At 72.7% G+C, this 18,600-nt stretch carries 11 protein-coding genes and 4 pseudogenes; 9 read left to right on the top strand and 6 right to left on the bottom strand.

Annotated elements, in window-relative coordinates:
- The 4 genes and pseudogenes from NFU81_RS06855 to NFU81_RS06840 all read left to right on the top strand — a co-directional run.
- Nucleotides 1-213, top strand: a pseudogene (locus NFU81_RS06855) (potassium-transporting ATPase subunit B); the annotation flags it as partial.
- 22 nt (nt 214-235) lie between these two features.
- Nucleotides 236-865 (top strand): potassium-transporting ATPase subunit KdpC, encoded by a 630-nt coding sequence (kdpC, locus tag NFU81_RS06850; protein WP_251486048.1) that lies wholly within the window; start codon nt 236-238, stop codon nt 863-865.
- A 37-nt stretch (nt 866-902) separates the two neighbouring features.
- On the top strand, nt 903-3,446 hold the full coding sequence (locus tag NFU81_RS06845; protein WP_251486047.1) for a sensor histidine kinase: 2,544 nt from the start codon (nt 903-905) through the stop codon (nt 3,444-3,446).
- 133 nt (nt 3,447-3,579) lie between these two features.
- A pseudogene (locus NFU81_RS06840) lies at nt 3,580-4,671 on the top strand (universal stress protein); the annotation flags it as partial.
- A 76-nt stretch (nt 4,672-4,747) separates the two neighbouring features.
- Here the strand turns inward: NFU81_RS06840 and NFU81_RS06835 are convergent.
- From NFU81_RS06835 to NFU81_RS06825, 3 genes are read right to left on the bottom strand one after another with little or no spacing between them, the layout of a single operon-like run.
- Nucleotides 4,748-4,915, bottom strand: coding sequence for a hypothetical protein (locus NFU81_RS06835; protein ID WP_251486057.1), 168 nt, complete (start codon nt 4,913-4,915; stop codon nt 4,748-4,750).
- A gap of 3 nt (nt 4,916-4,918) precedes the next feature.
- Nucleotides 4,919-5,770, bottom strand: coding sequence for an alpha/beta fold hydrolase (locus NFU81_RS06830; protein WP_251486045.1), 852 nt, complete (start codon nt 5,768-5,770; stop codon nt 4,919-4,921).
- Nucleotides 5,767-6,360: a TetR/AcrR family transcriptional regulator gene (locus tag NFU81_RS06825; protein ID WP_251486042.1), complete on the bottom strand. Its 594-nt coding sequence runs from the start codon at nt 6,358-6,360 to the stop codon at nt 5,767-5,769. The genes NFU81_RS06830 and NFU81_RS06825 overlap by 4 nt, the downstream gene beginning before the upstream one ends.
- 402 nt (nt 6,361-6,762) lie before the next feature.
- Here NFU81_RS06825 and NFU81_RS06820 point away from each other — a divergent pair, with 402 nt between their 5' ends.
- The 5 genes from NFU81_RS06820 (at nt 6,763) to NFU81_RS06800 (ending at nt 13,948) form a co-directional block, all read left to right on the top strand.
- Nucleotides 6,763-8,253: a hypothetical protein gene (locus NFU81_RS06820; RefSeq protein ID WP_251486039.1), complete on the top strand. Its 1,491-nt coding sequence runs from the start codon at nt 6,763-6,765 to the stop codon at nt 8,251-8,253.
- A 248-nt stretch (nt 8,254-8,501) separates the two neighbouring features.
- Nucleotides 8,502-9,308, top strand: coding sequence for a polysaccharide deacetylase family protein (locus NFU81_RS06815; RefSeq protein ID WP_251486036.1), 807 nt, complete (start codon nt 8,502-8,504; stop codon nt 9,306-9,308).
- 159 nt (nt 9,309-9,467) lie between these two features.
- Nucleotides 9,468-11,552 (top strand): iron uptake transporter permease EfeU, encoded by a 2,085-nt coding sequence (gene efeU / locus NFU81_RS06810; protein WP_251486034.1) that lies wholly within the window; start codon nt 9,468-9,470, stop codon nt 11,550-11,552.
- 120 nt (nt 11,553-11,672) lie between these two features.
- Entirely contained in the window at nt 11,673-12,986 is a 1,314-nt protein-coding gene (gene efeB / locus NFU81_RS06805; protein ID WP_422665153.1) for an iron uptake transporter deferrochelatase/peroxidase subunit, read from the top strand.
- Between the two features lie 113 nt (nt 12,987-13,099).
- Complete coding sequence (locus tag NFU81_RS06800) at nt 13,100-13,948, top strand: COG4705 family protein (protein ID WP_251486031.1); 849 nt, start codon at nt 13,100-13,102, stop codon at nt 13,946-13,948.
- Nucleotides 13,949-14,005: 57 nt separating this feature from the next.
- Here the strand turns inward: NFU81_RS06800 and NFU81_RS06795 are convergent.
- The 3 genes and pseudogenes from NFU81_RS06795 to NFU81_RS06785 all read right to left on the bottom strand — a co-directional run.
- A pseudogene (locus tag NFU81_RS06795) lies at nt 14,006-14,288 on the bottom strand (fibronectin type III domain-containing protein); the annotation flags it as partial.
- Nucleotides 14,289-14,321: 33 nt separating this feature from the next.
- A pseudogene (locus tag NFU81_RS40775) lies at nt 14,322-14,648 on the bottom strand (glycosyl hydrolase); the annotation flags it as partial.
- Nucleotides 14,649-14,735: 87 nt separating this feature from the next.
- Complete coding sequence (locus NFU81_RS06785) at nt 14,736-18,251, bottom strand: ricin-type beta-trefoil lectin domain protein (protein WP_251486028.1); 3,516 nt, start codon at nt 18,249-18,251, stop codon at nt 14,736-14,738.
- Between the last annotated feature and the right edge of the window lie 349 nt (nt 18,252-18,600).

Raw genomic sequence — 18,600 nt, 5'->3', positions numbered from 1 at the left:
ACCTCGGCCATCGCCTCGGCGATCATCTTCAACGCCCTGATCATCATCGCGCTGATCCCGCTGGCCCTGCGCGGAGTGCGCTACCGGCCGTCGTCGGCGGCTTCGCTGCTCAACCGGAACATCTGGGTGTACGGACTCGGCGGCCTGGTGCTGCCCTTCGTCGGCATCAAACTCATCGACCTCGTCATCCAGTTCATCCCCGGCCTGCGCTGACCGACGACAGAAGGCAACCCTCATGCCCAACTCCTTTCCTGCCCTGGTCCGCACCCACCTGGTCGCCCTGCGGATGCTGCTGGTGCTCACCGTGATCACCGGCGTGCTCTACCCGCTGGCCGTCACCGGTGTCGCGCAGGCCGCGTTCCACCACCAGGCCAACGGCTCGCTCGTCCACCACGACGGCCGGGTCGTCGGCTCCAGCCTGCTGGGCCAGACCTTCGACCTGCCCAAGAAGAACCCCGCCGACCCGGACGAGGCCGCACGGCCCGACCCGAAGTACTTCCAGCCCCGCCCCTCCGCCGGCTCCTACGACCCGCTCGCCTCCGGCGCCTCCAACCTCGGCCCCAACAACCCCGACCTGATCAAGGCCATCAAGGACCGCGGGGCCGCGGTCGCCGCCTTCGACGGCGTCAACCCCCAGGACGTCCCCGCCGACGCCCTGACCGCCTCCGGCTCGGGCCTGGACCCCGACATCTCCACCGCCTACGCCTACGAGCAGGTCGCCCGGGTCGCCAAGGCCCGCGGCCTGTCCCAGGCGGACGTCCGCCGACTGGTGGCCGGTCATGTCCACGGCCGCGACCTGGGCTTCCTCGGGGAGCCGCGCGTCAACGTCCTGGATCTCAACGTGGACCTCGACAAGACCGCATGAGGACCGGACACCGAACTTCACGCAAGGAGGGCGCCTCATGACGCCTGCCACGCTTTCCCCCATCGCGGGCCGACTGGGCAACGGCCGGCCCGGCCGGCTGAAGGTCTTCCTCGGCGCGGCCCCCGGCGTGGGCAAGACCTACCGGATGCTGGACGAGGGCCGGCGCAGGGCGGAGCGCGGCACCGATGTCGTCGTCGCCTTCGTGGAGTGCCACAAGCGCCCGCACACCGAGGAGATGCTGTCCGGCCTGGAGGTTCTGCCCCGGGCCGTACGCGACTACCGCGGCACGTCGTTCACCGAGATGGACACCGACGCGGTCCTGGAACGTGCCCCTCAGCTCGCGCTCGTGGACGAACTACCCCACAGCAACGTGCCCGGTGGCCGGCACGCCAAGCGGTGGGAGGACATCGACGACCTGCTCGCCGCGGGCATCGACGTGATCACCACCGTCAACATCCAGCACCTGGAGTCCCTCAACGACGTCGTCGAGAAGATCACCGGCGTACCGCAGCGCGAGACCGTGCCCGACGAGGTCGTCCGCCGCGCCCACCAGATCGAACTGGTCGACATGCCCGCCGAGGCCCTGCGCCGCCGGATGGCCCACGGCAACGTCTACGCCCCGGAGAAGGTCGACGCGGCGCTGTCGAACTACTTCCGGGTCGGCAACCTCAGCGCGCTGCGCGAGCTGGCGCTGCTGTGGGTGGCGGGGCGGGTGGACGAGGCCCTGCAGAAATACCGCTCCGAGCACGGCATAGGAAGGGTGTGGGAGACGCGCGAGAGGGTCGTCGTCGCCCTCACCGGCGGCCCCGAAGGCGAAACGCTGATCCGCAGGGCCGCCCGTATCGCGGATCGCTCGGCCGGCGGGAACGTCCTCGCGGTGCACATCGCCCGCAGCGACGGGCTGGCCGACGCCTCGCCGGCGGCGCTGGCCCGGCAGCGGGCGCTGGTCGAGTCGCTGGGCGGCACCTTCCACTCCGTGGTGGGCGACCACGTTCCCACCGCGCTGCTCGACTTCGCCCGCGCCGAGAGCGCCACGCAGCTGGTCATGGGCACCAGCCGCCGCGGCAGGCTCGCGCACTTCCTGACCGGCCGGGGCGTCGGCGAGACGACGGTGGAGCAGTCAGGGGACATCGACGTCCACATGGTCACCCACGAGCGGGCCCGCCGCGGCCGGCTGCTCGCCACCCCCAGCAGCAGTCTGCCGCGAGTGCGCAGGGTCGCGGGACCCCTCACCGGTCTGGTGATCCCGATCCTGCTCACCGTCCTGCTCAGCCACACCCGCGACAGCCTGAACCTCACCACCGACGCGCTGCTATTCCTGCTCGCAGTGGTCGGCGTGGCCTGCATAGGAGGCGTGGCCTCCGCGCTGCTCGCCTCGATCACCGCCTCGCTGCTGCTCAACTGGTTCTTCATCCCGCCGATCCACCGCTTCACCATCGGCGAGACGAACAACGTCCTCGCGCTCGCCGTCTTCGCGGTCGTCGCCGTCACCGTGGCGACCGTCGTCGACCAGTCGCTGCGGCTGTCCCGGCGGGCCGCCAACGCCACCGCGGAAGCGGAGACCCTGTCCTCCGTGGCGGGCAGCATCCTGCGCGGCGACCACACCGTCGAGGTGCTGCTGCGCCGCACGCGGGAGGCCTTCGGCATGGACTCCGCGGAACTGGTACGCCGCACCGGCCCCGACGGCGGCACGGGGGACACCGACGCCGACACGGTGGCGGCGCCGGTCGGCCCCGACGACGTCCTCGTGCTGCGCGGCCGCCGGCTCGCCGCGTCGGAGCGCCGGGTCTTCGTCGCCTTCGCCGGCCACGTGGCCGCCGCCCTGGAACGCGCCCGGCTGGCCGAAGCCGCCGCCGAGGTCGAGCCGGTCAAGGCCGCCGACCGGATGCGTACCGCGCTGCTCGCAGCCGTCAGCCACGACCTGCGCACCCCGATAGCCAGCGGCTGGGCCGCCGTCAGCAGCCTGCGCAGCCGCGACGTCGCCTTCAGCGACGAGGACCGCGACGAACTGCTCGCCACCGCCGAGGAGTCGCTCGCCCGGCTCAACCGCCTGGTCGACAACCTCCTCGACATGAGCCGCCTCCAGGCCGGCGCCCTCACCCTGCACCTGCTTCCGACCGCGCTCGCCGAGGTCCTCCCGCCGGCCCTCGACAGCCTCCCCGAGACCGCCGTACCGGTCGTCACCCAGGGTGTGGCGGACGCCGCCGACATCCTCGCGGACCCGCCGCTGCTGGAACGGGTCATCGCCAACCTGGTGACCAACGCCGTACGGCACACACCACCGGGGAAGAAGGTCCTGGTCAGCGCCAGTGCCCTCGGCGAGAGGGTGGAACTGCGGGTCATCGACCAGGGGCCCGGACTGCGGGCCGAGGACCGCGACCGGGTCTTCGAGGCGTTCCAGCGGATGGGCGACACCGACAACGCCACCGGCCTCGGCCTCGGACTCGCCCTGTCCCGCGGCCTGACCGAGGCCATGGGCGGCACCCTCACTCCCGAGGACACCCCCGGCGGAGGACTCACGATGGTGGTGTCGCTGCCGGCCGCCACCCCCGCCGCGTTCGAGGAGGAGGCCCTGGCCTGAGGCGGCGGACCCGCTCCGGCTGCGGCAGCATCGTTGTGGACGATGATGGAGGAGTACGGGTCCGGGCCCGGGCGGTGAGGTGCCGGCCGGGCCGCAGGGCTCAGCAAGGCCGGCTCGCCCGAAGGGAGTGGCCGTGGTGCGCGGGAGGCTGCGCGTCTATCTCGGGGCGGCCCCCGGCGTGGGCAAGACCTACGACATGCTCGCCGAGGGCCACCGCCGCGCCGACCGCGGTACCGACGTGGTCATCGCCTTCTCGGAGGACTACGGCAGGACCCTGACCCGCCGGATGGCCGAGGGCCTGGAGTCCGTGCCGCGCAGGACCATGGCGTATCGCGACTGCACGTTCACCGAGATGGACCTCGACGCCGTCCTCGCCCGCCACCCGCAGGTCGCCCTCGTCGACGAGCTCGCCCACACCAACATCCCCGGATCCCGCAACGACAAGCGCTGGCAGGACGTCGAGAAGCTGCTGGCCGCCGGGATAGACGTGATCTCCACCGTCAACATCCAGCACCTGGAGTCGCTCAACGACGTCGTCCGGAACATCACCGGCGTCACCCAGCGCGAGACCGTGCCCGACGACGTCGTCCGCAGCGCCGACCAGATCGAACTGGTGGACATGGACGCCGAGGCGCTGCGCCGCCGGATGGCCCACGGCAACATCTACGCGCCGGACAAGGTCGAGTCCGCGCTGGCCAACTACTTCCGCGCCGGAAACCTCACCGCCCTGCGCGAGATCGCCCTGCTGTGGGCGGCGGACCGCGTGGAGGAGGCGCTGCTGCGCTACCGCGGCGACCACGGCATCCAGCAGCCCTGGCCCACCCGCGAGCGCATCCTGGTCGCGCTGTCCGGCGGATCGGAGGGCGACACCCTGATCCGGCGCGGCAAACGGGCCGCCTCGCGCGGAGCGGGCGGTGAACTCCTCGCCGTGCACGTCGAACGCGACGACGCGATCGGCTCCGCCGCCCCCGGGTTCCTGGCCCGCCAGCGCGATCTGGTCGAGGAACTCGGCGGCGCCTACCACACCGTCACCGACGACGACCCGGCCCGCGCCGTCCTCGACTTCGCGCGCGAGGTCAACGCCAGCCACATCCTCATCGGCGCCACCCGCCGCGGCCGGCTCAAGCGGGTCCTCTCCCGCGGTATCGGCGAGACGATCATCGAAGGATCGGGCGAGGACATCGACGTGTACGTCGTCACCCACGCCGAAGCCGCCCACGGCCGGCTGCTGCACCGCCGTACCGACCCTGCGTGAGGGCGTGCCGCCGGGCGCCCGGCCTGCCGGATCCGGTGGCGAGGCCTCAGAGCGTCCCGAGGCGGAAGCGCAGCCGGCAGACCACCGCGTCGGTGTCGCGCCGGATCGCGTGGGCGACCACCGCACCGCGCCGGTTCTGCGGCATCCGCTGCCAGACGTCCGACGGCGCCGGGTCCGAGTGACCGACGGCCGCCTGGTCCGCTGGTCGCCACAAGCCTCAGCGCGCGGGTACGGGCGCGCTGAGTGCCTTCCTGAGCGTCTCGCCGAACTCGGCCGGGTGCGTGGTCAGTCCGATGTGCCCGCCGGGGAAGGGCAGGAGTTCCGTGCCCAACAGCCCGGCGAGGGAGGCGACCGCGCGGTGGGGGAGTTCGCCGTCCGAGTCCCGCCCCCCGGCGAGGACGAGCCGGTCGGGCAGTGTCGCAAGCGTGGTGACGTCCGGTGCGTAGGACATGAAGGCGGGCACGATGCGCCCGACGAAGTACGGCAGGTTCGCCACCGTCTGCTCGGCCCGCGCAGCCGCCTGCGGTGGAAGTCTGATCTCGGGCTGCGGCTCCGGGACGGCGCCGTCCTTGCGTGTCCCCGCGGCGAAGACCGCCATTGCGGGCACGAGTCCCCGGGCGCGGAAGGTGTCCCGCACCCGTGTGACGAGCGCGCGCTGCTCGTCGGCGTCGGGAAGGACCTCCACGACCGGCGGTTCGTGGGCCACGAGGCGTTCGACGCGCCCGGGGTAGGTGGTGAGGAGGTCCAGCGCGGCGATCGCGCCGGAGCTGGCGCCGAACACCCGGGCGGGCGCCCCGGGCGAGAGCAGTTCCAGCAGGCGGAAGGCGTCGTCGGCGTGCTCGCTGACGTGCTGCTCGGCCTCGGGGTCGTCCAGTGCGCTCCGGGACATGCCGCGCGGGTCGTAGGAGGCCACGGTGTACTCGGCGGCCAAGGCGTCGGCGATGCCGTCGAAGGCGGCCGAGCCGCCCGTCCCGCCGGGGATGAGCAGCAGGAGCGGCCCCCGGCCGCGTACGTCGTAGTGCAGGGTCGCGCCGTCGACGCGCAGGCTGCCGGTGGTCCGGTCGGTCATCGGGAGTCTCCTTCTCCAGGCGGGGGCCAGTGCTCCAGCAGGGTGTGCAGGGCGTCGAGGGCGCGGACCCAGGACTGCTGCGGCGACCGCCGGTGCGCGAAGCTGCCGGCGGCCTCCAGGCTGACGAAGCCGTGGAAGGCGCTGCGCAGCAGCCGGACGGCGTCGGTCAGGTCGGGCTCTGCCAGTCCGTAGCCGCGCAGCATGGTGTAGGTCAGCTCGATCGCGCGCCGGGGTCCTGGCGCCTTCGCGACCAGGTCGGGGTCGATCCGGATCGGGGCCTGCGTCGCCGCGTAGCGGCCGGGGTGCTCGTGGGCGTAGTCCCGCCATGCGCCCGCGAACGCGATCAGCGCGTCCCTGCCTGCCCGCCCGGCGGTCGCCTCGGCGATGCGGACGGTCTTCTCGTCCGCGGCCAGCAGCGCGATCCGCCCGCGCAGGTCCTCCAGGCTGCGGACGTGGGTGTAGAGGCTTGCGTCCTTCACGCCGAGCCGCCGTGCCACCCGCGACATGGTCACCTGGTCGAGCCCGACCTCGTCCGCCACCTCGGCGCCCGCGACCGTCACCCGCTCCGTCGTCAGTCCGGCGCGCGCCATGCCTTCCGCCCCTTCCAGAGTTCCTAGGGACCCTAGGATATGCCTAGGACTCCTAGGAAGCGACCAGGTCACCTCCGATCGAAGCCGGCGGCCGTTCCGTGTGAAGATCCCAGGCGCGCGCCGGGTGCGGAGTCGCTGCTCGCGATCGCCCTTGCTCTTACCTGGCGCATCGGCCGTTGCCGGAGGTGGGGACGAGTGGGTGGGCGAGTGCCTTGGGACCGGCGGCGGGGCGACCGTGACGAAGCCGCTACGCGTTGTAGCTTGTGCGGAACGGCTCCCGGCGGCACGATCTCGCGTCCCGCCGGACGTCACGCCGAGTGGCCGCGATCCGCCCGCGCAACCGGAGTCGGCAACGGAAGGCGGCCGCCCACGGCCGCCGCCAACGACGCTGCGAGGTCGCCGATGTCAGACCGGCTCCGCGTGCCGGCCCGCCCGCTGCCGGTCACACGCGCCTTCCCCGGCGCGTCCGCCGCACCGGATGCCTTCATCTGGCCGGCGGCGGTCTGCGCCGCCTTCGTGCTCGCCCAGCTGGTCCTCGCCGTGCCCGGTTCCGGCCTGGGGTGGGACGAGACCGTCTACACCAGCCAGGTCGCCGCGCACGTCCCTGCCGCCTTCTTCAGCGCGCCCCGGGCACGCGGCATCTCCCTGCTGGCGGCACCCGTCGCGGGCCTGACCTCTTCCACCGCGGCCCTGCGGGTCTACCTCGCCGTGCTGTCCGGCGCCGGACTCCTCGTGGCGCTGCGCGTGTGGCGTCCGCTGCTGCCCGCCCGGGTGCTCGCCCTCGCCGGCGGCCTCTTCGCCGGGCTGTGGATCACCCTGCTGTACGGGTCGCAGGTGATGCCCAACCTCTGGAGCGCCTACGGTGCGCTGGCCGCCGTCGGCTGTCTGCTGCGCGCGGCACGCGACCGTACGGACCGCGCGGCCCTCGCCGGGCTGGCGGCCGCAGTCGCACTGGTCGGGCTGATGCGCCCGCCGGACGCGGTCTGGCTCGTACTGCCGCTGGCCGGCGCCGCGTTGTCCGTCCACCGGTGGCGCCGCCCCGCGCTGTTCGCGGTCCTGGCGGCGGGCCTGCTCGCGGGCTGCGCGGAGTGGGTGGTCGAGGCGTACGCCCGCTACGGCGGCCCGGCCGCCAGGCTGCACCGGGCCAGCGTGATCGAGGGCGGTCTCGGGCTGCACTTCGCCGTGGACGACCAGGTCCGTGCGCTGGACGGCCGTACGCTGTGCCGCCCCTGCGACGTCCCCTGGCGGCATCGGGCGAACTCGGCCTGGTGGTTCGCGCTGCCCCTGCTCGCCGCGGGCGGCGCCGCCGCGGCCTGGCGCGGCCGGCGGGCCGCCGTGTGGCTGCCGCTGGTGACCGCGGGCTTCCTTGCCGCGCCGTATCTCTTCAGCGTGGGCTACGCCGCTCCGCGGTTCCTGCTGCCCGCCTACGCGCTGCTGGCGATCCCGGTCGCCGAATGCCTGTGGTGGCTGGTCCGCGACGGCGCGGGCCGGCTGCGTCCGACCGCGACCGCCGTGGTCGCCCTGGCCCTGTGCGGCCATCTGGCGATCCAGGGCGGCGTCTTGGCCGGCGCGGTCGGCAACAACCGGCAGGCGCGCGGGGATTACGACGCCATGGCCGCCGGCCTGCGCTCGAACGGTGTGCGGCCACCGTGCCTGCTCTCCGGGGACTCGGCGGTTCCCCTCGCCTTCTACGCCGGCTGCGCGTCGCGGGAGACCGCGGGGGCGGACCGGAGCATCACGGTGGGCGGGCTGCGGGCGGCGGCCCGCCACCAGCCGGTCGCGGTCCTCGTCGCGGGCGGCGGCCCGGTGCCCGCCTTCGCCCGCCACTGGCGCTCGGCCGCCCTCCCCGTACCGTCCGGCTCCGCGGCCTACCGCGCGTATTTCCCCCGGTGAAGAGGTCGCTGCGCTCTGTCCGGGGGACGTCACACGCACGGACCCGCGCAGAGCGCGCGGACACGCCTCACTGTCTACAGTGATGTAGACATCAGCTCCTGGAGCCGGCGCTGCACGACGCATGCCGACGCGGTGAGCTGTCGCACGCCGTCGTCACCATCCGGCCGTCCGGTCCGCCGGCGGTCAGTTGTGCGCCCAGAGCCGGCTGCACTTCGCAGCCGGCCTCCTCACCCTGCGAGGTATCCGCCATGGCAGTCGAACGCCGACACGACGCGAGAAGTCCGTCCCGGACCGTGGTGAGCCGCTCGCTCGATCAGCTCCCGAGCGCCCCGCCGGCCCGCACCGCGGCGCGGTGGCAGATGGCAGCGCCCATGGCGATGTCCGGGCTCTGCCCGGCAGACCTTCCCGGCCAGGTGCTCCACGGCTCCCGCAGCCGGCCGATGGTCGCGCTGACCTTCCACGGCCAGGGCGAACCGGCCCTGGCCGAAAGGGTTCTCGCGGTCGCGGAACAGGCCGGGGCGCGTCTGACCGTCCTGGCGGTCGGCACATGGCTGGACGACTGTCCTGCGATCGCCGCCCGCATCGCGGCCGGAGGGCACGACCTGGGAAACCATACGCAGCACCACTGGGACATCTGCGCGATGACCGGCGATGACGCGTACCGGGAAATCGATGCCTGTGCGCAGCGCCTGCGTTCGCTGACCGGCACCATCGGCACGTGGTTCCGCCCCTCGCAGACCGCGCTGGCCACACCGCTGGTGCAACGGCTGGCCCGCAGGGCCGGGTACGCGCACTGCCTGTCCTACGACGTGGACTCCCTGGACGACACCGATCCCGGCCCGGCTGCGATCCAGGGTACGGTGCTGGGCACCGTCCGCCCCGGCTCGATCGTCAGCCTGCACATGGGCCACGTCGGCACCCTCGAAGCGCTGCCGGGCATACTCGACGGCCTCCGGCGACGAGGCCTCCAAGCCGTCAGCGCCACCAGGATGCTCCTGCTGTCGGGCGGCACCGTGCAGGCGGCGCCGCCTCATCGGCATCGATCGGCCCGGTGAGGTGGTCCACGGAGCCGTGACGGGGTGGGGTCGCCACCCGTAGCGTCGCCACCCCGCTCGCGCGAGACCTCACGACTACAGTCTGTAGACGCGATGCTAAGGTTTGCCTCAACTAACTTGGGCGGCCCGGGGCGGGATCGCGCGGAGGGGCGGCTGCTGATGTGGGACAACGCGTTCCCCAATTTCCTGATCGGGCTGCGCGAGGGCCTTGAGGCGGGACTGGTCGTCTCCATCCTGGTCGCGACCCTGGTCCGCGGCGGCAACACCGCCCGGCTGCCCCAGGTGTGGACCGGCGTCGCCGCCGCCGTCGGACTCTCCCTGAGCTTCGGCGCGGTGCTGACCTTCAGCTCGCAGCAGATGCCCACCACCGCCCAGGAGGCCTTCGGCGGCTTCCTCTCCGTCATCGCGATCGGCTTCGTCACCGCGATGGTCTTCTGGATGCGGAAGAACGCGCGCAACCTCTCCGGCGACATCAAGGACAAGGTCAACGCCGCGCTCGCCATGGGCGCCGGAGGGCTGATCGTCACCAGCTTCCTCGCGGTGGGCCGCGAGGGCCTGGAGACCGCGCTCTTCCTCTGGACCAACGCGCAGACCGCGCACGGCTCCAGCGCCGGCCCGCTGATCGGCGGCGGCGTCGGACTGGTGCTGGCCGCCGCGGCCTGCTGGGCGCTGTACAAGCGGGTCCTGAAGATCAACCTGACCAGGTTCTTCACCTGGACCGGTTTCGGCCTGATCGTCATCGCCGCCGGTGTCCTCGGCTACGGCCTGCGCGACCTGCAGGAGGGCAAGGTGCTCCCGGGCGGCGGCAGCTACCTGGTCGACCTCTCCGGTCAGGTCGACGCCAACGCCTGGTACGCGCAGCTGGTCCAGGGGGTGTTCAACCTCACCACGCAGATGACCTGGCTGCAGGCCGGCGCCTATGTCTCCTACCTGGCCGTGGTGATGACCCTCTTCGTCCGCGGCCTGCATCCCCCCAAGCCCCGGCCGGCGAGCACGGCCGAGCCGGTCGCCGCCCGGACTGCGCAGGCCGAGTCCGCCGGCGGCGAAGAGGCGGCCGCGCCCACGCAGGCCACCCCGGCCTGGCGCCTCGTCCCCCGCTGGGCCGTCCCGGCCGCCGTGATCGCCGTCCCCGCGGTCATAGCCGGCGTGGTCATCACCGCCTCCGGTGGCAAGGAGGCCGTCACCGCCACCATCGCCGTCTCGCCCACGGAGTGCGGCAAGGGCTTCACCGCTCCGCAGCCCGGCCAGCAGACCTTCAGGATGCACAACACGGGCTCGCAGACCTCCGAGGTGTATCTGATCGACCCGGCGAGCAATGCCGTCTACGGCGAGATCGAGGGCCTCACCCCCGGCACCACCCGCACGCTCAGCGCGACCGTCGGCGGTGGCGCGTACGCCTGGCGCTGCGTCCCCACCGGCGGCAAGGCCGTCACCTCCGCCGTCGTCCGCGTCGGCGGCGGCACCTCGGTCCACGCCGTGCTGCCCCTGTCCGAGTCCGACCTGGCCGGCCCGCTCGCCGCCTACAAGGGCTACGTCGACGCCGGCCTGGCGACCCTGCAGACCCGGGCCGCCGCGCTCGCCGCCGACCTGCGCGCCGGGGACCTCGTCCAGGCCAGGCAGGCCTGGCTGGCCGCACACGTCCAGTACGCCGCCCTCGGCGCCGCCTACGGCACCTTCGCCGACTTCGACGCCAGGATCGACGGCCGTGCCGACGGCCTGCCCGGCGGGGTCGACGACAAGGACTTCACCGGCTTCCACCGGATCGAGTACGGCCTGTGGCACGGCCAGTCCGCCGCGACCCTGCGCCCGTACGCCGACCGGCTCGCCACCGACGTCACCGGGCTGCGCAAGGCCTTCCCGACCCAGGACTTCGACCCCTCGGACCTGCCGCTGCGCAGCCACGAGGTCCTGGAGAACACCCTGCAGTTCGAGCTGACCGGCGACACCGACGAGGGCAGCGGCAGCAACCTGGCCACCGCGGACGCCAACCTGGCCGGCACCAGGGAGCTGATCACCGTGCTGCGCCCGCTGATCGCGGCGCGCGCCCCGCAGCAGCTGACCGTGGCCGACGCCGGCATCGCCCGCTTGCAGGCCCTGCTCGACGGCGCCCGCAACGGGACCGCGTGGACCCCGCTCGGGTCGCTCGACGCGACCACCCGGGCGAAGATCAACGGCGCCATCGGCCAGCTCCTGGAGGACCTCGCACCGATCCCGGACCTGCTGGAGATCAGGAAGTCCGCCTGACATCCGGCTCCTCCGGATCCCCGTCCTCCTGCCTCCCCGCGAAGTCCGAACACTCCCGAAGTCCACCCCCCCGAAGTCCGAACACTCCCGAAGTCCGACTCTTCCGAAGGGAAAACGCCGATGTCCGCCGACACCCACCGCCCCGAGGGTCTTCCCTCCGGGGAGGCCTCCTGCCCGATGGGCTTCGGAACCGGCCGGCGTTCGTTCGTGAGGAACGCGATCGGCGCGGGGGCCGGCGCCGCGGCGCTGGCCGGCGGCGGCTTCGCGCTGACCACCGCGGCCGGCGGGGCTTCCGCCGAGGCCTCCGACGCCGCGCAGCGCGGCCAGGCGCCCGCGGTGGCCTTCCACGGCGAGCACCAGGCCGGCATCCTCACCCCGCAGCCCGCCGCGGCGACCTTCGTGTCCCTCCGGGTGATCGCGGACAACAGGGCCGAACTCGGGGACCTGATGCGGACGATCACCGAGCGGGCACGCTTCCTGACAGCCGGCGGCACCCCGGCGTACCTCGGCGTCGGCGCACCGCCGTCCGACAACGGAATGCTCGGCCCCGTCGTGCCCGCCGACGCGCTCACCGTCACCGTCGGCGTGGGCGCCTCCCTCTTCGACGACCGCTACGGACTGGCCGCCGCCAAGCCGCGCCGGCTCGCCCCGATGCGGACCTTCCCCAACGACGACCTCCAGCCGGAGATGTGCCACGGCGACCTGAGCCTGCAGATCTGCGCGGGCAGCACCGACACCGTGCTGCACGCCCTGCGCGACATAGCACGGCACACCCGCGGCGCCATGCAGATCAAGTGGCGCGTCGACGGCTTCCAGAACCCCGCGCGCCCCACCGGCGCGCAGCGCAACCTGCTCGGCTTCAAGGACGGCATCGTCAACCCCGACGTGCGCTCGGGGCGCGAGATGGACCGCCTGGTGTGGGTCACCGACGCGCTGGGCGAGCCGGCCTGGGCGAGCGGCGGCAGCTACCAGGTGGTCAGGGTCATCCGCATGCTGGTGGAGTTCTGGGACCGGGTCTCGCTGACCGAGCAGGAGAAGATGTTCGGCCGCCGCAAGGACACCGGAGCCCCGCTGGACGGCGCCACCGAGACCGACGCGCCCGACTACGCCAAGGACCCGCAGGGCTACGCCATTCCCATGGACGCGCACATCCGGATGGCCAACCCGCGCACTGCCAGGACCGACGACTCCCGTATCCTGCGCCGCGGTTACAACTACGACCGCGGCATCGACGCGGTCGGCAACCTCGATATGGGCCTGGTCTTCTGCTGCTACCAGCAGGACGTGGTACGGCAGTTCGAGGCCACCCAGACCCGGCTGATCGACGAACCGCTGGTCGACTACATCTCCCCGGTCGGCGGCGGCTACTTCTACGCCCTCCCCGGTGTACGGGACGCCCACGACTGGCTCGGCCGCGGCCTGCTGGAGTCCTGACCACCCCGGCGGCGCGGGGCGTGGCCGGTTGCGCCATCCGTCCTCCCATCGTCTACAGTCCTGTAGACAATCATGGATGCGGCGCGTGACAGCGCCGGGAGAACGGCGGGCCCATGGAACAGAGCGAGTACGGCTACGGCACGGCAACCGGCGCCGGACCTGGTACCGATCCACGGCCGGGTCCGCGCCCGCAGCCGGCCGGTGTCGCGGCGGCGCAGGCCTGGAGCAAGGTTCCCGAGGTCACCGTCCTGTTCTGGGTGGCCAAGATCCTGACCACCGGGATGGGTGAGACCACCTCCGACTTCCTGGCGAACTCGCTCGGTCCCGCGGTGGGCGGCGCCCTCGGGCTCATCGGCTTCGTCGGGTCGCTGTGGCTGCAGTTCCGCGCGCCCCGCTACTCGGCGTGGACCTACTGGGCGGCGATCGTCATGGTCAGCATCTTCGGCACGATGGCCGCCGACATCGTGCACGTGGTCGGCATCCCGTACGCCGTGTCCACCGCGGTGTTCGTCCTGGCCGTGGCCGGCATTCTCACCGCCTGGCACCGGAGCGAGGGCACCCTGTCCATCCACAGCATCCGCACCAGGCGCCGCGAGACGTTCTACTGGGCGACCGTGCTGGCCACCTTCGCCCTGGGTACGGCGGCCGGCGACCTCACCGCCACCTCCCTCCACCTCGGCTACTTCTCCTCCGGGGTCCTGTTCGCCGCCCTGATCGCCGTCCCGGCACTGGCCCGGCTCGCCGGCCTCAACGCGGTGGCGGCCTTCTGGTGGGCGTACGTGCTGACCCGGCCGCTGGGCGCCTCCTTCGCGGACTGGATGGGCGTGTCGACCGGCCGCGGCGGCCTGGGCTGGGGCACAGGACCGGTCAGCCTGGTACTCGCGGTGCTGATCGCCGTCCTCGTGGCCTGCCTGGCCGCACACGACCGGCGCCGCACACGGTCGGCCCTCGCCGCCGCCTGACGCCGGTGCCCCAGGCGCTGGTCGTGGTGTAGTTCGCGGTGCAGCCCGGGTTCTGCGTGCCGGCCGTCGTGGTGACGGCGGCCGGTGCGGAGGCCGCGGACTCGTTGCCTGCCGCGTCACGTGCCCTGACGCTGTAGCTGTAGGCGGTGGAGGCCGTCAGGCCGGTGTCGGTGTACGCCGTGCCGGCGGTGCTGCCGACCTTGGCGCCGTCGCGGTAGACGTCGTAGGCGGTGACGCCGGTGTCGTCGGTGGCCGCGGTCCAGGACAGCAGGGCGCTTGAGGCCGTCGCCGTGCCGGCCAGCCCGGTCGGTGCGGTGGGGGCGGTCGTGTCGGGATCGCCGGAGTGCTTGAAGTCGCCGAGTTCGTCGAGCGTGACGACGTACGGGTCGCTGTAGACCCGCTTGAGGAAGTCCAGGGAGTTGCTGGTGCCGTCCTGCTCGGAGCCGGCCCAGGCCACGAAGTAGGACCAGTCGGCCTGGTAGGCGCGCAGCAGGTCCGGGTCGGGGATGGTGCCGACCTCCGAGAGAGTCGCGACCTTGGTGTCACCGGTCAGCGTCAGCTCGCGGTCGTAGGTCACCGCGACCGGGCCGTGGTCGCCGGCCGTCGGGTAGGAGTCGGCGCTGACCACGTCGACCACGTCGGCACCGGGATACCAGGCCGGGTCGACCGAGCGGAGTCCCGCCGCCTCCTGTCGATGCACGAGCCCCCGTTCCGCCCACCACCACGTCACCGCCGGGATGGTGAGGCGGCGGCCCCAAGCCTGGGGCCGCCGCCTCGGGGGACGGCGTCAGCCGAGGGTGAAGCGCTGTGCCGTGGTGCCGTTGCAGTCCCAGATCTGCAGGATGTCGCCGGGCTGCTGCTTGTTCCCGCTGTCGTCGAGGCAGCGACCCGACTGCGGGTTGAACAGCGTCCCGTCCGAGCGGGTGACCCACGTCTGGGCGCCGGTGCCGTTGCAGTCCCACAGCTGGGTGGGGGTGCCGTTGGCGGTGCCGCCGGCCGCCACGTCCAGGCACTTGCCGAAGACGTGCAGGGTCTGGTCACCGGGCGCGACCCAGCGCTGGGCGTCGGTCCCGTTGCAGCCGGAGAGCTGGGCGGGTGTGGGGGTGGAGGGGTCGCCGTTGGTGATGTCGGCGCACAGCCCGCCGGGTCCGGTCAGCGGCGCCGGCGGCAGCTTCCACACCTGCCCGGCCCCGGAGTCGCAGTCGTAGATCTGGAGTTGCGCGGCGCCGGGTGTGGTGGTGCCGCCGGGTACGTCGAGGCAGCGGCCCGAGCCGGTGTTGACCAGGGCGCCGTTGGTCTGGTGGGTCCAGGTCTGGGATCCGGCACCGGTGCAGCCGGCGAGGCTGACCTGCGCGTTGTTGCCGGTGGCGGCGCCGGTGACCGTCACGCACTTGCCCGAGACGCGCAGGGTGTTGTCGGCGGGGTGAGCGAAGGTCTGGGCGGCGGAGTGGTTGCAGCCCCACAGCTGGAGGGTGGTGCCGTCGGCGGTGTTGCCGCCGTTGACGTCCAGGCACTGACCGCCGGCTCCGATCACCTCACCGGAGGCCGGGTTGGCGCTCGCGCTGCCGGTCAGTGCCACGGTGTGGGCCGAGCCGAGGGGTAGTGCGGCGGTGGTGACGGTGACGGTGCGGCGGTTGGCGTTCCAGGACCAGTCGGTCTCGGGCACCTGGACGCCGTCGACCGAGACGGCGGTGGGCGCCGCGGAGTTCGACAGCCGCAGCGTGTACGCGCGGGAGGTCGGGGCGCCGGTGAAGCCGCCGCTCTGGGCGCCGATGGTCAGAGTGCGCGCGGCCTCGCTCCAGGACAGCGGCGCGGAGGTGGACTTGCCTGCCTTGTAGTCGTTGCCCTCGCCGGCGTCGGAGTAGAGCGAGAAGGTGCCGTCGGCGCCGGCGGCGACGTTGACGGTGAGCTTCGTGAGGGCGCTCTGGCCCTGGTGGTCGACGTAGTCGGTGCGGGTCGGCATGATGCCGCCGCCCTTGATGAGCACCGGCAGCTGCGAGAGCGGGTCGGTGATGGTGACGGTGGCCGGGCCGGTGTAGGTGCGGCCGGTGAAGTAGTCGGTCCAGCTGCCCGGCGGCACCCACACCGAGGCCGAGCCGTTGCCGTTCGCGTCGTTCGGCGAGGTGATGGGTGCGACCAGGACGTCGGGCCCGTACAGGTACTCACCCGTGGCGGTGTACGCGGCGTTCTGCGTCGGGTAGTCCAGGTACATCGGCCGCACGATCGGCACGCCGGTGGTGTTCGCCTGCTGGGCGAGGGTGTACGTGTACGGGACCAGGGCCTCGCGCAGCCGCAGCGAGGACTCGGCGCTGGCCGCGGCCGCGCCGGTGTAGTTCCACGGGAGCCGGTCGCCGTGGTCGGAGTGCATCCGGTCGACGGGCTGGAACACGCCGAACTGCATCCAGCGGGCGTACAGGTCCTCGGCGAGGTGGCCGCCGTGGAAGCTGCCGATGTCGTGGCTGACGTTGCTCAGGCCGGCCGCGGCCTCGTCGGCGGTGAAGCGGGTCTCGTAGGCGAGCATGTCCCACGTGGCCGGGGTGTCCCCGGTGAACTGCAGGGTGTTGCGCCGCTCCGACCACGGACCGACCGGGAAGTTGCTGGGGTAGCCGCTGGGCATGGAGCCGCCGATGCGGGCGAAGGAGAAGCCGCGCAGGCCCTTGGCGGTGGAGTCGTCGGCGTAGGCCTGGTTGACCAGGTTGTCGGCGGCGACGTGCGGATCGGACGCGGTGGAGGAGTCGCAGCACTCGTCCAGCCACCACTCGCGGGTGCCCTGCTGCTCGAACGGCTGGTGCAGGGCGAGATAGGCGGCGAGCTGCTTGGGGTTGGACCAGTCGAACTTGTAGCTCGTCCCGCCGTCCAGGGCCAGGCCGCCGGCGGCGCTGTTGGCGGCCGCGAACTTCGGGTCGGCCTGGTCGATCGTCGGGTGGATGTTCATCGACACCGAAAGGCCCTGCTGCTTCGTCCAGTTCAGGAAGCCCCCGGGGTCAGGGAACAGGCCGGTGTTCCAGTTCCAGCCGTTCCAGGTGCTCGGGGCCTTCCAGTCGGTGTCGACGACCAGCCAGTCGATGGGCGTGTTGGTGCTGCGGAACTTCGGCAGCAGCGTGTTCTCGTAGTCGGCGGCCGAGTAGGCGTAGTAGCGGGAGTACCAGACGCCGTACGCCGACTGCGGCAGCAGATCCGTCCCGCCGGTCAGCGCGTTCAGGTCGGACAGGCCCTGCTTGTAGTTCTGGCCGTAGCCGAAGAAGTAGCCGTCCTGGTACGGCTGGCTGCCGTGCGAGGACCTGTCGGTGACGGTGCGGTCGGCGCCGAGCAGCGCGGTGCGGGTGTCGTCCAGCAGGTACCAGCCGTCGCGGTCCAGGATCCCGGGGTGCTCGGCGACCGGCAGCGACGCCGGGTTGTCCAGGGACCGGTACCAGCCGCCGAGGACGCTGGTCGGCCCGGCACCGTAGCCCGTGGTGGTCAGCGTGGTGGACGCCGCCGGGTACGTCGTGGTGGCGACCGGGGTGACCGCCAGGGAGTCGATGTTGACGCGGCCGGTGTCGGCGGCCTTCTGCACCACGGACAGCGCGTCGGTGCCCGCGGTCAGGGCGACCGTGGTGGACACGGTGGACCAGCTGTCCCACGACGAGGTCGCCGGGAAGCTCAGCGCGGGACCGCTCGCTCCGTTGACGGTGGTCGACAGGGTCGCGGTGCTGCCGCTGCTGTTGGAGTAGCGCACCTGGAGGCGGTAGTTGCCGCTGGAGGGGACGGCCGAGACGTCCTGCGTGAGGCCGGCGCCGGTCTGCTCGAAGCCCGCGGCGAAACCGGACCCGGTGTGGCCCGTGTGGTCGTACGCGGCCGCGGCCCGGCCGGCGAACAGGTCGTTCTCCGCCTCGCAGGCGGCGCCCACAGCGCAGTACGAAGGGAAGGCCGGCTTGGCGTTCATGCCGGTGCCGGCCAGCGTGACGGACAGGTTCGCCGCGGTGAAGGGGCCGCTGCCCTGCTTGTAGCGCAGGGTCAGGCCGCTGGTCATGATCTCCCGGTAGCCGTCGGACGTCACATCCGTGGTGTACGGCGCCGCGGGGAAGTTCCGGTTGACCGCGTTGAACGTCGTACCGTCCTGGAACGCGCCGTCCCCGGCGTACTCCAGCCGCACCAGGGTCGGGCTGAGCACCTCGAAGCGGGCACTGCCGTCGACGACGGTGGAGGTCGCGGCCTGCGCCGCGGGAGCGGTGGCGACACCGGTCACGGCGGCGGACAGCAGCGCCAGTCCGCTTGCGGCGGACAGCAGGCGCCGAAGTGAGCGTAGGCGAAGGGGGTGCACGGGCGACCTCCGATGACAACGTTGTCTGGACCGGGGTGGGGGTGTTCAGCCGACGAGCAGAGAGCGCTTCCCAGAAGGTAGGGACAGCGGTGAGGTCCGTCAAGACGTGCGACGCGCCACAGGCGATGCCCATCGCGATGCTCGTCCGCGGCCGGCCGCCCGGCCCCTGGGCGTGGCCGCCCCGCAGGTGGCGCAGGCGTCAGGCCTGTCCATTCCCCCGCGAGAGGTCCCTGTGCCCGGGCCCGCGGCGGTATCGCGGCCGTCGAGGAGCATGTCGGGGCCGGTGGCGAACCGGCTGCGGTCGTCGTGGTCGCGCGGGTCGCCGGTGGTGCGGGTGAGGAAGGGGCAG

Source organism: Actinacidiphila cocklensis, from assembly GCF_907177275.1.
GTDB lineage: Bacteria > Actinomycetota > Actinomycetes > Streptomycetales > Streptomycetaceae > Actinacidiphila > Actinacidiphila cocklensis.
The sequence above is the reverse complement of the archived record's forward strand: the minus strand, read 5'-3'. Positions and strand labels throughout refer to the sequence as shown.

Coding starts and splice junctions, on each gene's coding strand:
- kdpC (WP_251486048.1), top strand. CDS start 236: ATGCCCAACTCCTTTCCTGCCCTGGTCCGCACCCACCTGGTCGCCCTG.
- efeB (WP_422665153.1), top strand. CDS start 11,673: ATGTCCGCCGACACCCACCGCCCCGAGGGTCTTCCCTCCGGGGAGGCC.
- NFU81_RS06845 (WP_251486047.1), top strand. CDS start 903: ATGACGCCTGCCACGCTTTCCCCCATCGCGGGCCGACTGGGCAACGGC.
- NFU81_RS06825 (WP_251486042.1), bottom strand. CDS start 6,360: ATGGCGCGCGCCGGACTGACGACGGAGCGGGTGACGGTCGCGGGCGCC.
- NFU81_RS06830 (WP_251486045.1), bottom strand. CDS start 5,770: ATGACCGACCGGACCACCGGCAGCCTGCGCGTCGACGGCGCGACCCTG.
- NFU81_RS06800 (WP_251486031.1), top strand. CDS start 13,100: ATGGAACAGAGCGAGTACGGCTACGGCACGGCAACCGGCGCCGGACCT.
- NFU81_RS06815 (WP_251486036.1), top strand. CDS start 8,502: ATGGCAGTCGAACGCCGACACGACGCGAGAAGTCCGTCCCGGACCGTG.
- NFU81_RS06820 (WP_251486039.1), top strand. CDS start 6,763: ATGTCAGACCGGCTCCGCGTGCCGGCCCGCCCGCTGCCGGTCACACGC.
- efeU (WP_251486034.1), top strand. CDS start 9,468: ATGTGGGACAACGCGTTCCCCAATTTCCTGATCGGGCTGCGCGAGGGC.